Origin of the sequence: Litoreibacter meonggei (genome assembly GCF_003663885.1) — a bacterium.
GTDB classification, from domain to species: Bacteria; Pseudomonadota; Alphaproteobacteria; order Rhodobacterales; family Rhodobacteraceae; genus Litoreibacter; species Litoreibacter meonggei.
The window spans coordinates 57,205-75,921 of the sequence record NZ_RCCE01000006.1 but is presented as its reverse complement, the minus strand read 5'-3'; the positions used below and the strand labels follow the sequence as shown (position 1 = coordinate 75,921).

Here is an 18,717-nt window from a genome sequence, read left to right as displayed (position 1 = left end):
AAGGCCAATGGCCAAGAAGATCGCTGGCACGATGAAGCTGCAGGTTCCTGCAGGTCAAGCCAACCCATCCCCACCCGTAGGCCCAGCATTGGGTCAGCGCGGGATTAACATCATGGAATTCTGTAAGGCGTTCAACGCCAAGACACAGGATCTGGAGCCAGGTGCGCCTTGCCCGACCGTGATCACCTACTATCAGGACAAGTCGTTCTCGATGGACATCAAGACGCCACCAGCGTCCTACTTCCTGAAGAAAGCGGCCAAGCTGAAGTCTGGCGCCAAAACACCTTCGCGTGAAGTTGTTGGTCACGTGACCACGAAGCAAGTGCGCGAGATTGCCGAAGCGAAAATGAAAGATCTGAACGCGAACGACATCGAGTCCGCGATGCTGATCATCCTGGGTTCTGCCCGTTCTATGGGCATCGAGGTGAAGTAATGGCTAAGTACGGAAAACGCACTACTGCTGCTCGTGAGCAATTCGCTGGCAAGCGCAACGTCACTGTCGATGAGGCTGTTGCTCTGGTAAAGAACAACGCTAAAGCCAAGTTCGATGAAACTGTCGAAATCGCAATGAACCTCGGGGTTGACCCGCGTCACGCGGACCAAATGGTTCGTGGTGTTGTGGCCCTGCCAAACGGCACCGGCAAAACCATGCGTGTTGCTGTGTTCGCACGCGACGCGAAAGCTGAAGAAGCCAAAGCGGCTGGCGCAGATATCGTGGGTGCCGAGGACCTGATGGAAGTCGTGCAATCCGGCAAGATCGAGTTTGATCGCTGCATTGCAACCCCTGACATGATGCCAATCGTTGGCCGTCTGGGTAAGGTGCTTGGCCCACGTAACCTGATGCCAAACCCTAAAGTTGGCACGGTGACCATGGACGTCAAAGCGGCTGTTGAAGCTGCCAAAGGCGGCGAAGTGCAGTTCAAAGTTGAAAAAGCTGGCGTGGTTCACGCAGGCATCGGCAAAGCTTCGTTCAGCGAAGCCAAGCTGGCTGAGAACGTTCGCGCCTTTATCGATGCGGTAGCCAAGGCGCGCCCATCCGGTGCCAAAGGTAGCTACATGCAGAAGATCGTTGTGTCTTCCACTATGGGCCCAAGCGTTACGATCTCTGTCGATAATGCGACCGGAAATTGACCAGTCAGTGCGATAAGCACCTGGTATGATTAAGAAAAGGGCGGACCTGAATGGCCCGCCCTTTTTCAATTTTGAGACAGATGAACTGTGTAACGCCTCGAAATCTCCTAATCTGAGGCGAACGTGCGCCTTTTTCCCCTGCCATTTTTATCTCTAAGCGCCCAGAACTTGATTGAGGTGCATAAAATTCGTGCACGCACGCAGTAAGGATAGTAGCTCTGCCGTGAATAGGCGGATGCGCAAAAAGTAGCTATGGCAACGACATTTGATGTAACATCACTTCGTAATCCTGCTGAACTCTGCAAGGACTTCCTTGCCGAAAGCTACAAGGGTCGAAATACGCTAATCCATGAGGCTGTACGTTCGCGAACCTCAAATGCGGAAGGACGCCAGTCATGGCTCTAGAGAATGCGCTCGTCTACAACTTTACCTCTGGTGACAATACATATCCGCATTCGGGAAATTTTACCGTTGGCGTCGCCGGAAAAATAACGATCGACGATTCTAATGGAACCGACGATGCAATCTTTGGTGACGTCACCCACACCGGTGGTGCGGACACGCCCGATCAAGATGTCACATCGTCGACGGTGGCGGGGATCAACCTCGGGGATACGGTCGATCTTCGTTACAAATACACGATCACCGGCTCTGATGGGTCCAGTGGTACGATTTACTTCATTGCGACCAACGGCGCGGCGAATTACGGGCCGTTGTTCGTATCGGATTTCCAGCTTGATCCGGGAGTCACCTATACGTTCGGCACGTTCAATACGGACGGCGCGGCCCCGTATTCCAGTTTGGTTCCCTGCTTCACCACGGGTGCTCAACTTTCAACGCCGGCGGGTAGCACGGCAGTCGAAGACCTCAAACCGAATGATCTACTGCTAACTCGCGACCACGGACCTCAACGGATTCGCTGGATAGGTAAGGCTAAACGAGCTGCTCTTGGGGAAAACACTCCAATCCGCATTTGTTTGGGGGCGTTGGGTATGGGGTTGCCGACACGCGACCTTATCGTTTCGCAGCAACACCGGATGCTTGTCAGTTCAGCTATCGCACGGCGGGTTGCAGGTGCTCAGGAAGTGTTGATCCCCGCTAAGAAGCTTCTGGGGTTGCCGGGTATCGACCACGCTGATGATATGATCACAGTCACTTATTATCATCTATTGTTGGATCATCATGAAATTATCTTTGCCGAGGGTGCGCCTACGGAGTCACTGTTAACTGGCCCTATGGCACGGCAGGCTATGGGCGCAAACGCACTGGCGGAGATCCAGTCCCTGTTTCCTGAGCTGCTGTATTCGGCGGGCGACCCCGCGCGGGTTATTCCGAGAGGAAAGCAGATGCGAGAGTTGGTCTCACGGCATCGGAAAAATGCACAGCCATTGCTGCAAGCCTGATCTGTCCAAAAACTTTTAAAAAATTGAAATAAATGGCAAGATCGGCCTTGGCTTTTGGGCCTCAGGGGACTACTTGACCACATGCTTTAGAGCGCGCGATTCGTCACGCGCTCTTTTGCGTTTCGTCCGAGATGGCGGGTTGGGGCCTCAAACCCCTTTAATTCCTGCCTGAGACGGGATCAGACCAGATTGACTGTGGGTGCAAACTCCAGGCGGTTCGGGCGTCCCGTGCACGATGGACCCAACCGCCGGAGTAATCCGGTAGACTGAGCCGGGGAGCAATCCCCACAATTGGAGTGAAACTGTGGATAGAGCACAAAAAGAAAAACTGGTCGAAGAACTCGGTCAGATCTTTGAAAGCTCTGGCGTCGTAGTGGTTAGCCACTACGAGGGTATCACGGTTGCTGAGATGCAAGACCTGCGGGCGCGTATGCGCGAAGCCGGTGGGTCTGTGCGCGTCGCCAAGAACAGGCTCGCCAAAATCGCCCTCGAAGGTCAGCCATGCGCAAGCATTGCTGAATTCCTCGAAGGGATGACCGTTCTCGCCTACTCAGAGGACCCAGTTGCCGCCGCGAAAGTGGTGAACGACTATTCCAAGGACAACGACAAGCTCGTTATTCTTGGGGGTGCTATGGGCGATAACGCGTTGGATGTCGCTGGTGTTAAAGCCGTGGCCGCCATGCCAAGCCGCGAGGAGCTTATTGCTTCCATCGTGGGTTGCATCGCTGCCCCTGCTTCGAACATCGCCGGCGCGATTGGCGCACCTGCTTCGAACGTGGCAAGCATTCTCAGCACCATCGAGGAAAAAGCAGCCGCTTGATCTTCGACAGATACCTTCGTGGGGTTGAAACCTGCACGTTGGAACACAACTTAATAGAACGGAAACAGTATAATGGCTGATCTGAAAAAACTTGCTGAAGAGATTGTTGGTCTGACCCTTCTCGAAGCACAAGAACTGAAAACCATCCTCAAAGACGAGTATGGCATCGAACCTGCAGCCGGTGGCGCAGTGATGATGGCTGCTGGCGGCGACGCTGGCGGTGCGGCTGCTGAAGAGCAGACCGAATTCAACGTGATTCTGGTTTCTGCTGGTGCAGCAAAAATCAACGTCATCAAAGAAGTCCGCGCCATCACAGGTTTGGGCCTCAAAGAAGCAAAAGACTTGGTCGAAGCTGGCGGCAAAGCTGTCAAAGAAGGCGTCGACAAAGCCGAAGCAGACGAGATCAAGGGCAAGCTGGAAGCAGCTGGCGCCGAAGTCGAACTCAAGTAATTGCAGCGCAGCTTAGCTGCGTACGCACAAAAATAGCTGGATCCGGGTCAATTCCGGGTCCAGCTTTCCGCGTCTCAGACAGGGCTTTGATTCAAAGCGTTTTCTAAGGAGCGGTAAAGGTTCGGGAGCACGCCCTTGGGACGGCGCGCAAGTATTGAACCTCACCTCCCTTGATCCAAGTGGCATGCCACCCGGCCCCGGGGTGACATATCCGAGGAAATTGAAAGGCTTTGACGAGCATGGCTCAAACATACGTTGGTCAAAAACGCATCCGCAAATATTTCGGCAAAATTAATGAAGTTCTGGCGATGCCGAACCTCATTGAAGTGCAGAAATCCTCCTATGATCTGTTCCTGAAGTCCGGCGACCAGCTGGCTCCGATGGATGGTGAAGGTATCAAAGGCGTCTTCCAGTCGGTCTTCCCGATTAAGGACTTCAACGAGACTGCCATTCTGGAATTCGTGAAGTACGAATTGGAAAAACCGAAATACGACGTCGAGGAATGTCAGCAACGCGACATGACCTACAGCGCCCCGCTGAAGGTGACCTTGCGTCTGATCGTGTTCGATATCGACGAGGATACCGGCGCGAAATCGGTTAAAGACATCAAAGAACAAGACGTCTTCATGGGTGACATGCCCCTGATGACCCCGAACGGGACGTTCGTTGTGAACGGTACCGAGCGTGTTATCGTTTCCCAGATGCACCGCTCCCCGGGCGTGTTCTTTGACCACGACAAAGGTAAAACCCATTCTTCGGGTAAACTGCTGTTCGCTTGCCGTATCATCCCATATCGCGGCTCGTGGCTCGACTTCGAATTCGATGCCAAAGACGTTGTCTTTGCGCGCATCGACCGTCGCCGCAAGCTGCCGGTGACGACCCTGCTCTACGCATTGGGGCTGGATCAGGAAGGCATCATGGATGCCTATTACGACACCGTTGATTTCAAAGCAGTGAAGAAAGGTGGCTGGTCCACCAAGTTCTTCCCGGAACGGATCAAAGGCACCAAGCCGACATCCGATATCATCAACGCCAAGACAGGTGAAGTTATTGCCGAAGCGGGCAAGAAAGTCACGCCACGCGCGGTTAAGAAATTGATCGAAGACGGCGACGTCGAAAACATCCTGCTGCCGTTTGAGGGCATCATTGGCCGTTTCGTTGCACGTGACATTATCAACGAAGAAACTGGCGAGATTTGGATCGAAGCCGGCGACGAGCTGACTTGGGAATTCGACAAAAAAGGTGAAGAGGTCATCGGCGGCACGCTGAAGACCCTAGTTGATAACGGCGTGACCACTATCCCAACGCTGGATATCGACAACATCAATGTGGGTCCATACATCCGCAACACCGTGGCTGTGGACAAAAACTTCAGCCGTGAAACTGCGCTGATGGACATCTACCGCGTTATGCGTCCGGGTGAGCCACCCACCGTTGAATCCGCATCCGCACTGTTCGAAACACTGTTCTTCGATAGCGAACGCTATGACCTTTCTGCTGTTGGCCGGGTGAAGATGAACATGCGTCTTGATCTGGATGCAGAAGACACCGTGCGCACCCTGCGCAAGGAAGACATCGTATCTTGCATCAAGGCTCTGGTTGATTTGCGTGATGGCCGTGGTGACATCGATGACATCGACCACTTGGGCAACCGTCGTGTGCGTTCTGTTGGCGAGTTGATGGAAAACCAATACCGCGTTGGCCTGCTCCGCATGGAGCGCGCGATCAAAGAGCGTATGTCCTCTGTCGAGATCGACACGGTCATGCCTCAGGATCTGATCAACGCCAAGCCAGCCGCTGCTGCTGTACGTGAATTCTTCGGCTCTTCGCAGCTGTCGCAATTCATGGACCAAACCAACCCACTGTCGGAAGTGACGCACAAGCGTCGCTTGTCCGCGCTTGGGCCAGGTGGTCTAACGCGTGAACGCGCAGGCTTTGAGGTTCGGGACGTTCACCCGACCCACTACGGTCGTATGTGTCCGATTGAGACACCGGAAGGGCCGAACATTGGTCTTATCAACTCGCTGGCTACTTTTGCCCGCGTGAACAAATATGGCTTCATCGAAACACCATACCGCAAGGTCGTGGACGGCAAGGTGACGGATGACGTGCAATACATGTCCGCCACTGAAGAGATGCGTCACACCGTTGCGCAGGCCAACGCGCAATTGACCGACGAGGGCAGCTTCTCCAACGATCTGGTGTCGACCCGCCAATCCGGCGACTACATGCTGCAATCGCGCGATAACGTCGATCTGATTGACGTGTCGCCAAAGCAGTTGGTCTCGGTTGCGGCCTCGCTGATCCCGTTCCTGGAAAACGACGATGCTAACCGGGCGCTGATGGGCTCGAACATGCAACGTCAGGCTGTTCCACTGCTGCAAGCGGATGCTCCGTTTGTTGGCACGGGGATCGAGGGCGTTGTCGCCACTGACTCTGGAGCGGCAATCCAAGCCAAACGTGGCGGCATCATCGACCAAGTCGATGCGCAGCGTATTGTGGTGCGGGTCACCGATGATCTGGAACCCGGCGATCCGGGCGTAGACATCTACAGCCTTCGTAAGTTCCAACGCTCCAACCAAAACACCTGCATCAACCAGCGTCCGCTGGTGAAAGTGGGTGGTGTGGTGTCCAAAGGCGAGGTCATCGCTGATGGTCCGTCCACCGACATGGGGGAGCTGGCCCTTGGTAAAAACGTGCTCGTCGCGTTTATGCCTTGGAACGGCTACAACTATGAGGACTCCATCCTGATCTCCGAGCGTATTGCACGTGACGACGTCTTCACCTCGATCCATATCGAGGAATTCGAAGTTGCCGCCCGTGACACGAAGCTTGGCCCAGAAGAAATCACGCGTGATATTCCAAACGTGGGTGAAGAAGCTCTGCGTAACCTCGACGAGGCCGGCATCGTGTATATCGGCGCCGACGTGGAGCCGGGCGACATTCTGGTTGGTAAGATCACACCGAAGGGCGAAAGCCCGATGACGCCGGAAGAAAAGCTTCTGCGCGCCATCTTTGGTGAGAAGGCGTCCGACGTGCGCGACACCTCGCTGCGTGTGAAGCCGGGTGACTTCGGGACTGTTGTCGAGGTTCGCCTCTTTAACCGTCACGGCGTTGAGAAAGACGAGCGCTCGTTGCAAATCGAGCGTGAGGAAATCGAGCGTCTTGCCCGTGACCGCGACGACGAAATGGGCATCCTTGACCGCAACATCTACTCGCGTTTGCAAGGTATGATCCTTGGTAAGAAAGCCGTGAAGGGTCCGAAGGGCGTTAAGCCAAATTCGGAAATCACCCCAGAGTTGCTGGAAACCCTGTCGCGTGGCCAATGGTGGCAGCTGGCTTTGGCTGAAGAGACCGAAGCCGCAGCCGTTGAGGCTCTGAACGGCCAGTATGAACTGCAAAAAGATGCACTTCAGGCTCGTTTTGAAGACAAGGTCGAGAAGGTTCGCCGTGGTGATGACTTGCCACCAGGCGTGATGAAGATGGTCAAAGTGTTCGTGGCGGTGAAGCGTAAGCTGCAACCGGGTGACAAGATGGCCGGTCGTCACGGCAACAAAGGTGTTATCTCCAAGGTTGTACCAATGGAGGACATGCCGTTCCTCGCTGACGGTACCCCGGTTGATTTCTGTCTGAACCCGCTGGGTGTGCCTTCGCGTATGAACGTCGGTCAGATATTGGAAACTCACATGGGTTGGGCCGCGCGTGGCTTGGGTCTGAAAATTGACGATGCTCTGGACGAGTTCAAACGCTCTGGCGATAGCCAGCCGGTGCGCGAAGCTCTGGAGCATGCGTATGGTTCCGAGACCTACAATGACGCGTTCGGCAACATGATCGAAACCGACATGATCGAATCCGCCGAGGCCGTGCGCCGCGGTGTTCCGATCGCAACGCCGGTTTTCGATGGTGCCAAGGAAGCGGACATCAACGAGGCGCTGACCAAAGCGGGCTTTGACACTTCAGGCCAATCGGTCCTGTTTGACGGTCGCACGGGCGAGCAATTCTCGCGCAAAGTGACCGTGGGTGTGAAATACCTGCTGAAACTGCACCACCTTGTGGACGATAAAATCCACGCACGTTCTACCGGGCCATACTCGCTCGTCACGCAACAGCCGCTGGGTGGTAAAGCCCAGTTCGGTGGTCAGCGTTTCGGGGAGATGGAAGTCTGGGCTCTGGAAGCCTACGGCGCCGCTTACACCTTGCAGGAAATGCTGACGGTGAAATCGGACGACGTGGCAGGCCGGACGAAAGTCTACGAGTCGATCGTCAAGGGCGAGGACAACTTCGAGGCCGGTATTCCGGAATCGTTCAACGTGCTCGTGAAAGAAGTGCGGGGCCTCGGCCTCAACATGGAACTCCTGGATGCGGAGGAGGAGTAGGGCGCTCGCGCCCCACTCAACCCATCCCCTAATTTGTAAGGACGCAAAATGAACCAGGAACTGACAACCAACCCGTTCAACCCGATCGCGCCGCCGAAAAGCTTTGACGAAATCAAAGTCTCCTTGGCGTCGCCCGAGCGGATCTTGAGCTGGTCTTACGGCGAGATCAAAAAGCCGGAAACCATCAACTACCGTACGTTCAAACCAGAGCGCGACGGCTTGTTCTGTGCACGCATCTTTGGCCCGGTCAAAGACTACGAATGCCTGTGCGGTAAATATAAACGCATGAAGTATCGCGGCGTTGTCTGCGAGAAATGTGGTGTTGAAGTTACGCTTCAAAAAGTACGCCGCGAGCGTATGGGCCACATCGAGCTGGCAGCTCCGGTCGCTCACATCTGGTTCCTCAAGTCGCTTCCATCCCGGATCGGCCTGATGCTGGATATGACTCTGCGCGATCTGGAACGCATTCTCTACTTCGAGAACTACGTTGTGATCGAGCCCGGTCTGACCGACCTGACTTACGGCCAATTGATGAACGAGGAAGAATTCCTCGACGCGCAAGACGCCTATGGCATGGACGCCTTCACCGCCAACATCGGTGCTGAAGCTATCCGCGAAATGCTGGCCGCGATTGATCTGGAAGCCGAAGCTGACACGCTTCGCGAGGAATTGGCCGTCGCAACTGGCGAGCTGAAGCCGAAGAAGATCATCAAGCGTCTGAAACTGGTCGAGAACTTCCTCGAGTCCGGCAACCGTCCTGAATGGATGGTTCTGACCGTGGTTCCTGTGATCCCGCCAGAGCTGCGCCCGCTGGTGCCGCTGGACGGTGGCCGCTTTGCGACCTCCGACCTGAACGACCTGTACCGCCGCGTGATTAACCGGAACAACCGCCTGAAGCGCCTGATCGAGCTTCGCGCGCCGGACATCATCGTACGCAACGAGAAGCGTATGCTTCAAGAATCTGTGGACGCATTGTTCGACAACGGCCGTCGTGGCCGGACTATCACTGGCGCCAACAAGCGCCCGCTGAAGTCCCTGTCCGACATGCTGAAAGGCAAGCAAGGTCGCTTCCGTCAGAACCTTTTGGGTAAGCGCGTCGACTTTTCTGGCCGCTCAGTGATTGTGACCGGTCCGGAACTGAAACTGCATCAATGTGGTCTTCCCAAGAAGATGGCGTTGGAGCTGTTCAAGCCGTTCATCTATTCGCGTCTGGAGGCCAAAGGTCTGTCCAGCACCGTGAAGCAGGCGAAAAAGCTGGTCGAAAAAGAGCGTCCCGAAGTGTGGGATATCCTCGACGAGGTTATTCGCGAACACCCAGTGATGCTTAACCGTGCGCCGACCTTGCACCGTCTTGGCATCCAAGCGTTTGAGCCGGTTTTGATCGAGGGCAAAGCCATCCAGCTGCACCCGCTGGTCTGTTCGGCCTTTAACGCTGACTTCGACGGCGACCAAATGGCTGTTCACGTTCCACTGAGCCTTGAGGCCCAGTTGGAAGCACGTGTTCTGATGATGTCGACGAACAACGTCCTGTCCCCTGCGAACGGTGCACCAATCATCGTGCCATCGCAGGATATGATCCTTGGTCTCTACTACATCACCATGGAACGCGAAGGCATGCACGGCGAAGGCAAGATCTTCTCGAACGTGGACGAGGTGCAGCATGCGTTGGATTCCGGCGAGGTGCACTTGCACGCCAAAATCCAAGCCCGCCTGCCACAGATTGATGCCGAAGGTAACGAAGTGCTAACGCGCTTCGAGACTACTCCTGGTCGTATCCGTTTGGGCGCCTTGCTGCCGGTTAACGCCAAAGCACCTTTCTCGCTCGTGAACCGTCTTCTGCGTAAGAAGGAAGTTCAGCAGGTCATCGACACCGTCTACCGCTACTGTGGTCAGAAAGAGTCTGTGATTTTCTGTGATCAGATCATGACGATGGGTTTCCGCGAAGCGTTCAAGGCTGGCATCTCGTTCGGTAAGGACGACATGATCATCCCTGATAGCAAATGGCCAATCGTTGACGGCACACGCGGTCAGGTCAAAGAGTTCGAGCAGCAGTACATGGACGGCCTGATTACTCAGGGCGAGAAGTACAACAAAGTGATCGATGCCTGGTCGAAATGTAACGACCAAGTCACCGATGCCATGATGGCCAACATCTCCGACTCCGGTCGGAACGAGGCTGGTGCTGAAAATGAACCGAATTCGGTTTACATGATGGCTCACTCCGGCGCGCGTGGCTCGGTTACTCAGATGAAACAGCTGGGCGGTATGCGTGGTCTTATGGCCAAGCCGAACGGCGAGATCATCGAGACGCCGATCATCTCGAACTTTAAAGAAGGCTTGTCGGTGCTGGAGTACTTCAACTCCACCCACGGTGCCCGTAAGGGTCTGTCGGATACGGCTTTGAAAACGGCTAACTCCGGTTACCTGACACGTCGTCTTGTGGATGTTGCTCAGGACTGCATCGTGCGTATGCATGATTGTGGTACCGAGAACTTCATCAACGCGTCTTCGGCTGTGAATGACGGTGAAGTTGTAGCCTCCATTGGCGAGCGTCTTTTGGGTCGTACGGCCGCGGAAGACATCTTGATGCCCGGTACAGACGAAATCATCGTCGCCCGTGACGAGCTGATTGACGAGCGCAAAGCGGATGCAATCGACGCTGCGGATATTCCGACAGCCAAGATGCGTTCGCCGCTGACATGTGAAGCTGAAGAAGGTGTCTGCGCCATGTGCTACGGTCGCGACTTGGCGCGTGGTACACTGGTGAACACCGGTGAAGCTGTCGGCATCATCGCCGCACAGTCGATCGGTGAGCCAGGTACACAGCTGACAATGCGGACGTTCCACATTGGTGGTGTTGCTCAAGGTGGCCAGCAATCGTTCCTCGAAGCCAGCCAAGAAGGCACCGTGGAGTTCACGAACTCTTCCTTGCTGGGCAACGAGTCTGGCGATCTGGTTGTTATGGGTCGGAACATGTCGTTGCAGATCATCGACGCCAACGGGGTGGAGCGTGCCAAGCACAAAATCACCTACGGCTCGAAGCTGCACGTCAAAGATGGCGCTAAAGTTGCGCGTGGCGACAAACTGTTTGAATGGGATCCGTACACCCTGCCGATCATCGCTGAAAAAGACGGTAAGGCCCGTTTTGTCGACCTTGTCAGCGGTATTGCCGTCAAAGACGAGACCGATGACGCGACCGGCATGACGCAGAAGATCGTGGTCGATTGGCGCGCAGCGCCAAAAGGCAACGAGCTTAAGCCCGAGGTGATCATCGAAGGTGCGGACGGCGAGCCCGTGCGCCTCGAGAATGGCAACCCAGCCACCTACCCAATGTCCGTGGACGCCATTCTGTCCATTGAAGACGGTCAAGACATCAAAGCCGGTGACGTGGTTGCACGTATTCCGCGCGAAGGTGCCAAAACCAAGGACATTACCGGTGGTCTGCCACGTGTGGCCGAACTCTTTGAGGCACGTCGCCCCAAAGATCACGCCATCATCGCGGAAATCGACGGCTATGTTCGCTTCGGCAAGGACTACAAGAACAAGCGTCGCATTGCGATTGAGTCCTCGGATGATGCGGATGTCAAAGTCGAATACATGGTGCCGAAGGGCAAACACATCCCTGTGGCCGAAGGCGACTTCGTCCAAAAGGGCGATTACATCATGGATGGCAACCCTGCGCCGCATGACATTCTCGCCATTATGGGTGTGGAGGCTCTGGCCGACTACATGATCGACGAAGTCCAAGACGTGTATCGTCTGCAAGGCGTGAAGATTAACGATAAGCACATCGAGGTTATCGTTCGTCAGATGCTGCAGAAGTGGGAAGTCCAGAGCTCTGGTATGACCACGCTGCTGAAAGGCGAGCATGTCGACAAGGCCGAGTTTGATGCCGCCAACGAGAAGGCGATTGCGAAAGGTGGCGAGCCTGCAACTGGCGAGCCAATCCTGCTCGGGATCACCAAAGCGTCGCTGCAAACGCGTTCGTTCATCTCTGCCGCGTCCTTCCAGGAAACGACCCGCGTGCTCACCGAAGCCTCTACTATGGGCAAACGTGACAAGCTGATCGGTCTCAAGGAGAACGTCATCGTGGGCCGTCTGATCCCAGCCGGTACCGGTGGTGCAACGCAGAAAATGCGTCGCATTGCTGCTGACAGGGACAACGTGGTTATCGAAGCTCGTAAGGCCGAGGCGGAAGCAGCACTTGCACTGGCCGCTCCAGAGGAATCCGCAATGGAAGATCCGATGGAAACGATCATGGTGGACACGCCAGAGAGCCGCGACGAGTAGCGAAGCTCACTTCTACTGAAACAAAAAGGCCCCCGCCAAGAAATTGGCGGGGGCCTTCTCGTTTTCTAAGATGAGAACTCGTTTATTTCAGTTTATCTGCGACGTTCTCTGCAAACGCATCTACCATTTGTGCGTAGTAGTCTGCGGTGTTGCTGCGCAGGATGACCACATCTTCGTCGGCCGAAAGAACGACGGGCGCGGGTTCAAAGGAAACTTTCAGATCATAGGATTGATGCTGAGAATTGTCTTCCAGATTGCTCACTATGATCGATCCGGCCAGTTCAGATTCGGCGATGCCCAAAATGGATTGAAAGCTGTTCGCCAGCGACAATTCGTCGACATCGACCAGTACGCTTGCTCCGCTGGTTGAAAGTTGTTGAGTCAACTTGGCGATAATCGCGGTTTCAAGATCGTTCTCGATACTGGTGTAGTAAGCTGCAGCAGTTTCATTTTTAACCGCAGTCAGGTCAACGCCAACCTCCACTTTGCTGACCATCGTCTCGGCGAAGGCAGAAGAGCTCATCATTAGAGCTGCAGCAGCAGGTGTCACGAGTGACTTAAACATTGTTGTCTCCATTCATTTTCTACGACGCAAGTTGGCGCCTGTGATGGGAGGACAACGCTTCTGCGTCCGTGTGGTTCCATTTTTGATCGTGTTGTCGATCGCGTCCTGAACGTGACCTTTCCCCGAAAACTGACCCTGTTCAGGGGGGCAGGTTGGTGATAGCTGCGATTCCATGGCACTATCTGACAATACTCGCGGCGCGCTTTTCATGATGGGCTCTATGACGGCCTTCACATTGAACGACGCCTGTATGAAATCGCTGTCCGGGGAGATCCCGCTATTTCAGGCGCTGGTGCTTCGATCTTTTGCGGTGATCATGTTTTTGGGCTATATGGCGTGGCGCTCAGGGACGTTTCGAACCCGCATCGAGCGTAAAGACCAGATGTTAATCGCACTACGCACTGCTGTTGAAATTGCGGCGGCCTTTTTCTTTCTTTCCGCCTTGTTTCACCTTCCGATTGCAGATGTGACTGCCATTCTTCAGGCTTTGCCGCTAACCGTGACGCTTGCCGGCGCAGTTTTTCTGGGTGAAGCGGTTGGATGGAAGCGCCTGTTGGCCATTCTGGTCGGCTTTTCTGGTGTGATATTGATCCTGCGTCCTCCTTTGCTTTTCGGCGAGGATAGCGGGTTTTCAATCTACTCGATCTACGTGCTACTGGCGGTGGCCTGTGTAACCGTACGAGATTTGTGCGCGCGGCGTATTTCAGTAGCAGTGCCGTCGATGACAATAGCTCTGGCAGCGGCTGTGGGGGTGATGGCATTTGGTGTGGTAGGTAGCCTGACGCAGCCGTGGCAACCGGTTAGTACGGCATCTGTATTATGGCTGGGCGGTGCCAGTTTCTTTGTCATCGGTGGGTATATATTCTCAGTCTCTGCAATGCGCTCCGGAGAGATCGGCTTTGTTGCGCCGTTCCGGTATACCAGTCTGGTCGCGGCACTGCTTTTGGGGTTGATCGTATTTGACGACTGGCCTGATCAACTGACGTTATTGGGATCTGCGATTGTTGTCGCGACGGGGTTGTTCACGCTCTATCGTGAGCGCCAAACCACCAAACGGCAGCGTCCTGGCCTAAGGCTAAGATGAAACGAGACGGCAATATGGCGTGCGATCCTGCCTCCGGCTGTTGACACCCCACCCGACTCCGCATATTACGCGCGCAATCAGGTCGGGGATCGCTCGGCCTGCAATCAAAATTTAGTGGTCACGATCCGGACACTTTAAGACGTCTCGATCCTCTGTAATCCCACCGCGCGGATCCCAGGTAGGGTAACCCGCTGCGGGTCTTTGTGTTTGCGGACGCGTAAATACAACCAAGAATTAAGCGGGGCACGCGCGTGTGTCCCAAACGAGTTTGAAACCAAGGGGACGATCCTCAATGCCAACGATTCAACAGCTGATCCGCAAACCGCGCCAGCCAAAACGCAAGACTTCCAAGTCTCAGCACCTCGAGCAATGCCCGCAAAAGCGTGGTGTTTGTACTCGTGTTTATACCACGACACCAAAGAAACCGAACTCCGCTATGCGGAAGGTCGCCAAAGTGCGTCTGACAAACGGTTTCGAGGTCATCTCGTACATCGGTGGTGAAAGCCACAACCTTCAGGAGCACTCTGTGGTTCTGATCCGCGGCGGTCGCGTAAAAGACCTTCCGGGTGTCCGTTACCACATCCTGCGCGGTGTGTTGGATACCCAAGGCGTTAAAGATCGTAAGCAACGTCGTTCGAAATACGGCGCGAAGCGTCCGAAGTAAGGAAGAGATTACATGTCACGTCGTCACGCCGCTGAAAAACGCGAGATTCTGCCGGACGCCAAATTTGGCGACCGCGTTCTGAGCAAATTTATGAACAACCTGATGATCGACGGCAAGAAGTCTGCCGCCGAACGCATCGTATACAACGCATTCGACCGCGTTGAAGAAAAGCTGAAGAAAGCTCCTGTGGAAGTGTTCCACGAAGCTCTCGAGCTCATCAAGCCTTCCGTCGAAGTGCGTTCGCGCCGTGTCGGTGGTGCCACCTACCAGGTTCCTGTCGAAGTGCGCCCAGAGCGCCGCGAGGCCCTGGCAATCCGTTGGTTGATCAAAGCTGCGCGTTCGCGCAACGAGCACACAATGGAAGAGCGTCTTGCAGGCGAGCTGATGGATGCTGTGAACTCTCGTGGTTCCGCCGTCAAAAAGCGTGAAGACACACACAAGATGGCCGACGCTAACAAAGCGTTCAGCCACTACCGCTGGTAAGGGAGCGCATCTGATATGGCACGCGACTATCCCCTCGAACGCTACCGGAACTTCGGTATTATTGCGCACATTGATGCCGGTAAGACCACGTGTTCCGAGCGTATCCTGTTTTATACAGGCAAATCCCACAACATCGGCGAAGTCCACGACGGCGCCGCAACGATGGACTGGATGGAGCAAGAGCAGGAACGGGGTATTACAATTACTTCCGCTGCGACGACGACATTCTGGGAACGCACTGAAAACGGCGTAGAGCCTGATTCACTCAAGCACCGCATGAACATCATCGACACTCCGGGCCACGTTGACTTCACGATTGAAGTCGAGCGCTCGTTGGCTGTTCTCGATGGTGCGGTTACCGTTCTTGACGGTAACGCCGGTGTTGAGCCGCAAACCGAAACCGTTTGGCGTCAGGCTGACCGCTATAAGGTTCCGCGGATCGTGTTCGTTAACAAAATGGACAAGATTGGCGCAGACTTCTTCAACTGCGTTCACATGATCGAAGACCGTACCGGCGCGACTGCAATCCCGGTTGGTATCCCAATTGGTGCAGAAACCGAGCTGGAAGGTCTGATCGATCTCGTGACTATGGAAGAATGGTTGTGGCAGGGCGAAGACCTTGGTGCATCTTGGATCAAAGCGCCTGTTCGCGCCGAGCTTCAGGACATGGCCAACGAATGGCGTGCCAAGATGATCGAAGCTGCCGTCGAGATGGACGACGACGCTATGGAAAACTACCTCATGGACGGCGCGGAGCCAGACGTGAAAACACTTCGCGCATTGCTGCGCAAGGGCTGCCTGGCGTTGAAATTCGTTCCGGTTCTGGGTGGTTCTGCGTTCAAGAACAAAGGCGTTCAGCCACTATTGAACGCTGTGATCGACTATCTTCCATCGCCGATGGACGTTGTCGATTACATGGGTTTTGCGCCGGGCGACGAGACTGAGACACGTAACATTCCGCGTCGTGCGGATGACGACATGCCGTTCTCCGGCCTCGCGTTCAAGATCATGAACGACCCGTACATGGGCACATTGACGTTCACGCGTATCTACTCTGGTAAGCTTGCCAAAGGTGACACGTTGATGAACACAACAAAGGGCAACAAGGAGCGTATCGGCCGTATGGTTATGATGCACTCCAACAAGCAGGATGAAATAACCGAAGCATTTGCTGGTGACATCATTGCGCTTGCGGGTCTGAAAAACACGACTACCGGTGACACTTTGTCTGATGACAAAGAACAGGTGGTTCTGGAAACGATGACCTTCCCCGATCCGGTTATCGAGATTGCTGTTGAGCCAAAGACCAAAGCCGACCAAGAGAAAATGTCTCTGGGTCTGCAACGTTTGGCGGCTGAAGATCCATCCTTCCGCGTGGAGACCGATATCGAGTCCGGTCAAACCATCATGAAAGGCATGGGCGAACTTCACCTCGACATCCTGATTGATCGCCTCAAGCGTGAATTCAAAGTCGAAGCCAACATCGGTGCGCCTCAGGTTGCTTACCGCGAGACCATTGGTCACGAGGTAGAGCACACCTACACCCACAAGAAGCAGTCTGGTGGTTCTGGCCAGTTCGGCGAAGTGAAAATGATCATTTCCCCGACAGAGCCCGGCGAAGGGTTCTCCTTCGAGAGCCGCATCGTTGGTGGTGCTGTTCCCAAGGAATACATCCCCGGCGTTGAAAAAGGCATCAACTCGGTTATGGATAGCGGCCCTCTGGCCGGCTTCCCCGTGATCGACTTCAAGGTGGCTTTGATCGACGGCAAGTTCCACGATGTCGACTCCAGCATCCTCGCATTCGAGATCGCAGCACGTATGTGTATGCGTGAGGGCATGCGTAAAGCTGGCGCCAAACTGCTGGAGCCGATCATGAAAGTCGAAGTTGTGACCCCGGACGAGTATACCGGCGGCATCATCGGCGATCTGACGTCCCGTCGTGGTCAGGTGCAGGGGCAAGACAGCCGCGGCAACGCGATTGCGATCGAGTGCTACGTGCCACTGGCCAACATGTTCGGCTACATCAACACTCTGCGGTCGATGTCTTCTGGTCGTGCGAACTTCACCATGCAGTTCGATCACTACGAACCGGTGCCAAACGCGATCTCTGAAGAAATTCAGGCCAAATTTGCATAATCCCGATGCGCGCCTCGGGCGCGCATCGTCTCACATCTAAGGCATCGGGTTTGACCCGCCGCCAGTACCAGACAAAAACAGGAGGCCATCATGGCTAAGGAAAAGTTTGAACGCTCTAAACCACACGTCAACATCGGCACAATCGGCCACGTTGACCACGGCAAAACCACGCTGACAGCAGCCATCACGAAGTATTTTGGCGACTTTCAGGCGTATGACCAAATCGACGGTGCGCCCGAAGAAAAAGCACGCGGCATCACGATCTCCACGGCTCACGTCGAGTATGAGACCGAATCCCGCCACTACGCCCACGTTGACTGCCCCGGCCACGCCGACTACGTCAAAAACATGATCACCGGTGCTGCCCAAATGGACGGCGCGATCCTGGTTGTGAACGCGGCTGACGGCCCAATGCCACAAACCCGCGAGCACATCCTGCTGGGCCGCCAAGTTGGCATCCCGTACATGGTCGTCTACATGAACAAAGTTGACCAGGTTGACGATGACGAGCTGCTTGAGCTGGTTGAAATGGAAATCCGTGAGCTGCTGTCCTCCTACGAGTACCCTGGCGACGACATTCCTGTGATCCCTGGCTCGGCTCTGGCCGCTATGGAAGGCAAAACACCAGAGATTGGTGAAGAGTCGATCCGCAAGCTGATGGCCGCTGTCGACGAGTACATCCCGACCCCTGCACGTGCTGTTGACCAGCCGTTCTTGCTGCCAATCGAGGACGTGTTCTCGATCTCTGGTCGCGGCACGGTTGTGACCGGCCGTATCGAGCGCGGTGTGGTTAACGTAGGCGACGAGCTGTCCATCGTGGGCATCCGTGACACCGGCAAAACAACTTGTACCGGCGTTGAGATGTTCCGCAAACTGCTGGATCGCGGTGAAGCTGGCGACAACGTGGGCGTCCTTCTGCGCGGCATCGACCGTGACGGCGTTGAGCGTGGTCAGGTTCTGTGTAAGCCAGGTTCGGTTAACCCACACACCAAGTTCGAAGCCGAGGCCTATATCCTCACCAAAGAAGAGGGTGGCCGTCACACGCCGTTCTTCGCGAACTACCGTCCACAGTTCTACTTCCGGACAACCGACGTCACCGGCACCGTGAACCTGCCAGCAGGCACGGAAATGGTTATGCCGGGCGACAACCTGAAGTTCGACGTCGAGCTGATCGCGCCGATCGCCATGGAGCAAGGCCTGCGTTTTGCTATCCGTGAGGGTGGCCGTACTGTTGGTGCTGGCGTGGTATCCAAAATCACTGAGTAATGGGGTGCGGGCCTAGGCCCGCGCACCACGTGGGTGGCAGTTGCTCGCA

13 protein-coding genes are annotated in these 18,717 nt (G+C 55.2%); 12 read left to right on the top strand and 1 reads right to left on the bottom strand.

What is annotated here, in order from left to right; all coding sequences use genetic code 11:
- Positions 1 to 7 precede the first annotated feature (7 nt).
- From rplK to rpoC, 7 genes are all read left to right on the top strand, one after another.
- Complete coding sequence (gene rplK, locus BCF46_RS16440) at positions 8 to 433, top strand: 50S ribosomal protein L11 (protein WP_073142172.1); 426 nt, start codon at positions 8 to 10, stop codon at positions 431 to 433.
- Complete coding sequence (rplA, locus tag BCF46_RS16435) at positions 433 to 1,131, top strand: 50S ribosomal protein L1 (RefSeq protein WP_121026871.1); 699 nt, start codon at positions 433 to 435, stop codon at positions 1,129 to 1,131. Before rplK ends, rplA begins: the two co-directional genes overlap by 1 nt.
- Before the next feature lie 395 nt (positions 1,132 to 1,526).
- Complete coding sequence (locus tag BCF46_RS16430; protein ID WP_121026868.1) at positions 1,527 to 2,534, top strand: Hint domain-containing protein; 1,008 nt, start codon at positions 1,527 to 1,529, stop codon at positions 2,532 to 2,534.
- Between the two features lie 304 nt (positions 2,535 to 2,838).
- Positions 2,839 to 3,354: a 50S ribosomal protein L10 gene (gene rplJ, locus BCF46_RS16425; protein WP_121026865.1), complete on the top strand. Its 516-nt coding sequence runs from the start codon at positions 2,839 to 2,841 to the stop codon at positions 3,352 to 3,354.
- 72 nt (positions 3,355 to 3,426) lie between these two features.
- The gene (gene rplL, locus BCF46_RS16420; protein ID WP_121026862.1) at positions 3,427 to 3,804 is read left to right on the top strand and encodes a 50S ribosomal protein L7/L12; all 378 of its coding nucleotides are present in this window, start codon (positions 3,427 to 3,429) and stop codon (positions 3,802 to 3,804) included.
- Between the two features lie 239 nt (positions 3,805 to 4,043).
- Positions 4,044 to 8,180 (top strand): DNA-directed RNA polymerase subunit beta, encoded by a 4,137-nt coding sequence (rpoB, locus tag BCF46_RS16415; RefSeq protein ID WP_121026859.1) that lies wholly within the window; start codon positions 4,044 to 4,046, stop codon positions 8,178 to 8,180.
- Positions 8,181 to 8,228: 48 nt separating this feature from the next.
- Entirely contained in the window at positions 8,229 to 12,470 is a 4,242-nt protein-coding gene (rpoC, locus tag BCF46_RS16410) for a DNA-directed RNA polymerase subunit beta' (RefSeq protein WP_121026856.1), read from the top strand.
- 82 nt (positions 12,471 to 12,552) lie between these two features.
- Here rpoC and BCF46_RS16405 read toward each other — a convergent pair whose 3' ends face one another.
- Entirely contained in the window at positions 12,553 to 13,035 is a 483-nt protein-coding gene (locus BCF46_RS16405; protein WP_121026853.1) for a hypothetical protein, read from the bottom strand.
- 172 nt (positions 13,036 to 13,207) lie between these two features.
- Between BCF46_RS16405 and BCF46_RS16400 the strand changes: the two genes are divergently transcribed.
- The 5 genes from BCF46_RS16400 (at position 13,208) to tuf (ending at position 18,668) form a co-directional block, all read left to right on the top strand.
- On the top strand, positions 13,208 to 14,119 hold the full coding sequence (locus BCF46_RS16400; protein WP_121026850.1) for a DMT family transporter: 912 nt from the start codon (positions 13,208 to 13,210) through the stop codon (positions 14,117 to 14,119).
- A gap of 292 nt (positions 14,120 to 14,411) precedes the next feature.
- A complete protein-coding gene (gene rpsL, locus BCF46_RS16395) occupies positions 14,412 to 14,783 on the top strand; it encodes a 30S ribosomal protein S12 (RefSeq protein ID WP_073142194.1) in 372 nt (123 codons plus the stop codon).
- 12 nt (positions 14,784 to 14,795) lie between these two features.
- Positions 14,796 to 15,266 (top strand): 30S ribosomal protein S7, encoded by a 471-nt coding sequence (gene rpsG / locus BCF46_RS16390; RefSeq protein WP_121026847.1) that lies wholly within the window; start codon positions 14,796 to 14,798, stop codon positions 15,264 to 15,266.
- A gap of 15 nt (positions 15,267 to 15,281) precedes the next feature.
- On the top strand, positions 15,282 to 17,402 hold the full coding sequence (gene fusA / locus BCF46_RS16385) for an elongation factor G (RefSeq protein WP_121026844.1): 2,121 nt from the start codon (positions 15,282 to 15,284) through the stop codon (positions 17,400 to 17,402).
- 90 nt (positions 17,403 to 17,492) lie between these two features.
- Complete coding sequence (gene tuf / locus BCF46_RS16380; protein WP_121026841.1) at positions 17,493 to 18,668, top strand: elongation factor Tu; 1,176 nt, start codon at positions 17,493 to 17,495, stop codon at positions 18,666 to 18,668.
- Positions 18,669 to 18,717 lie beyond the last annotated feature (49 nt).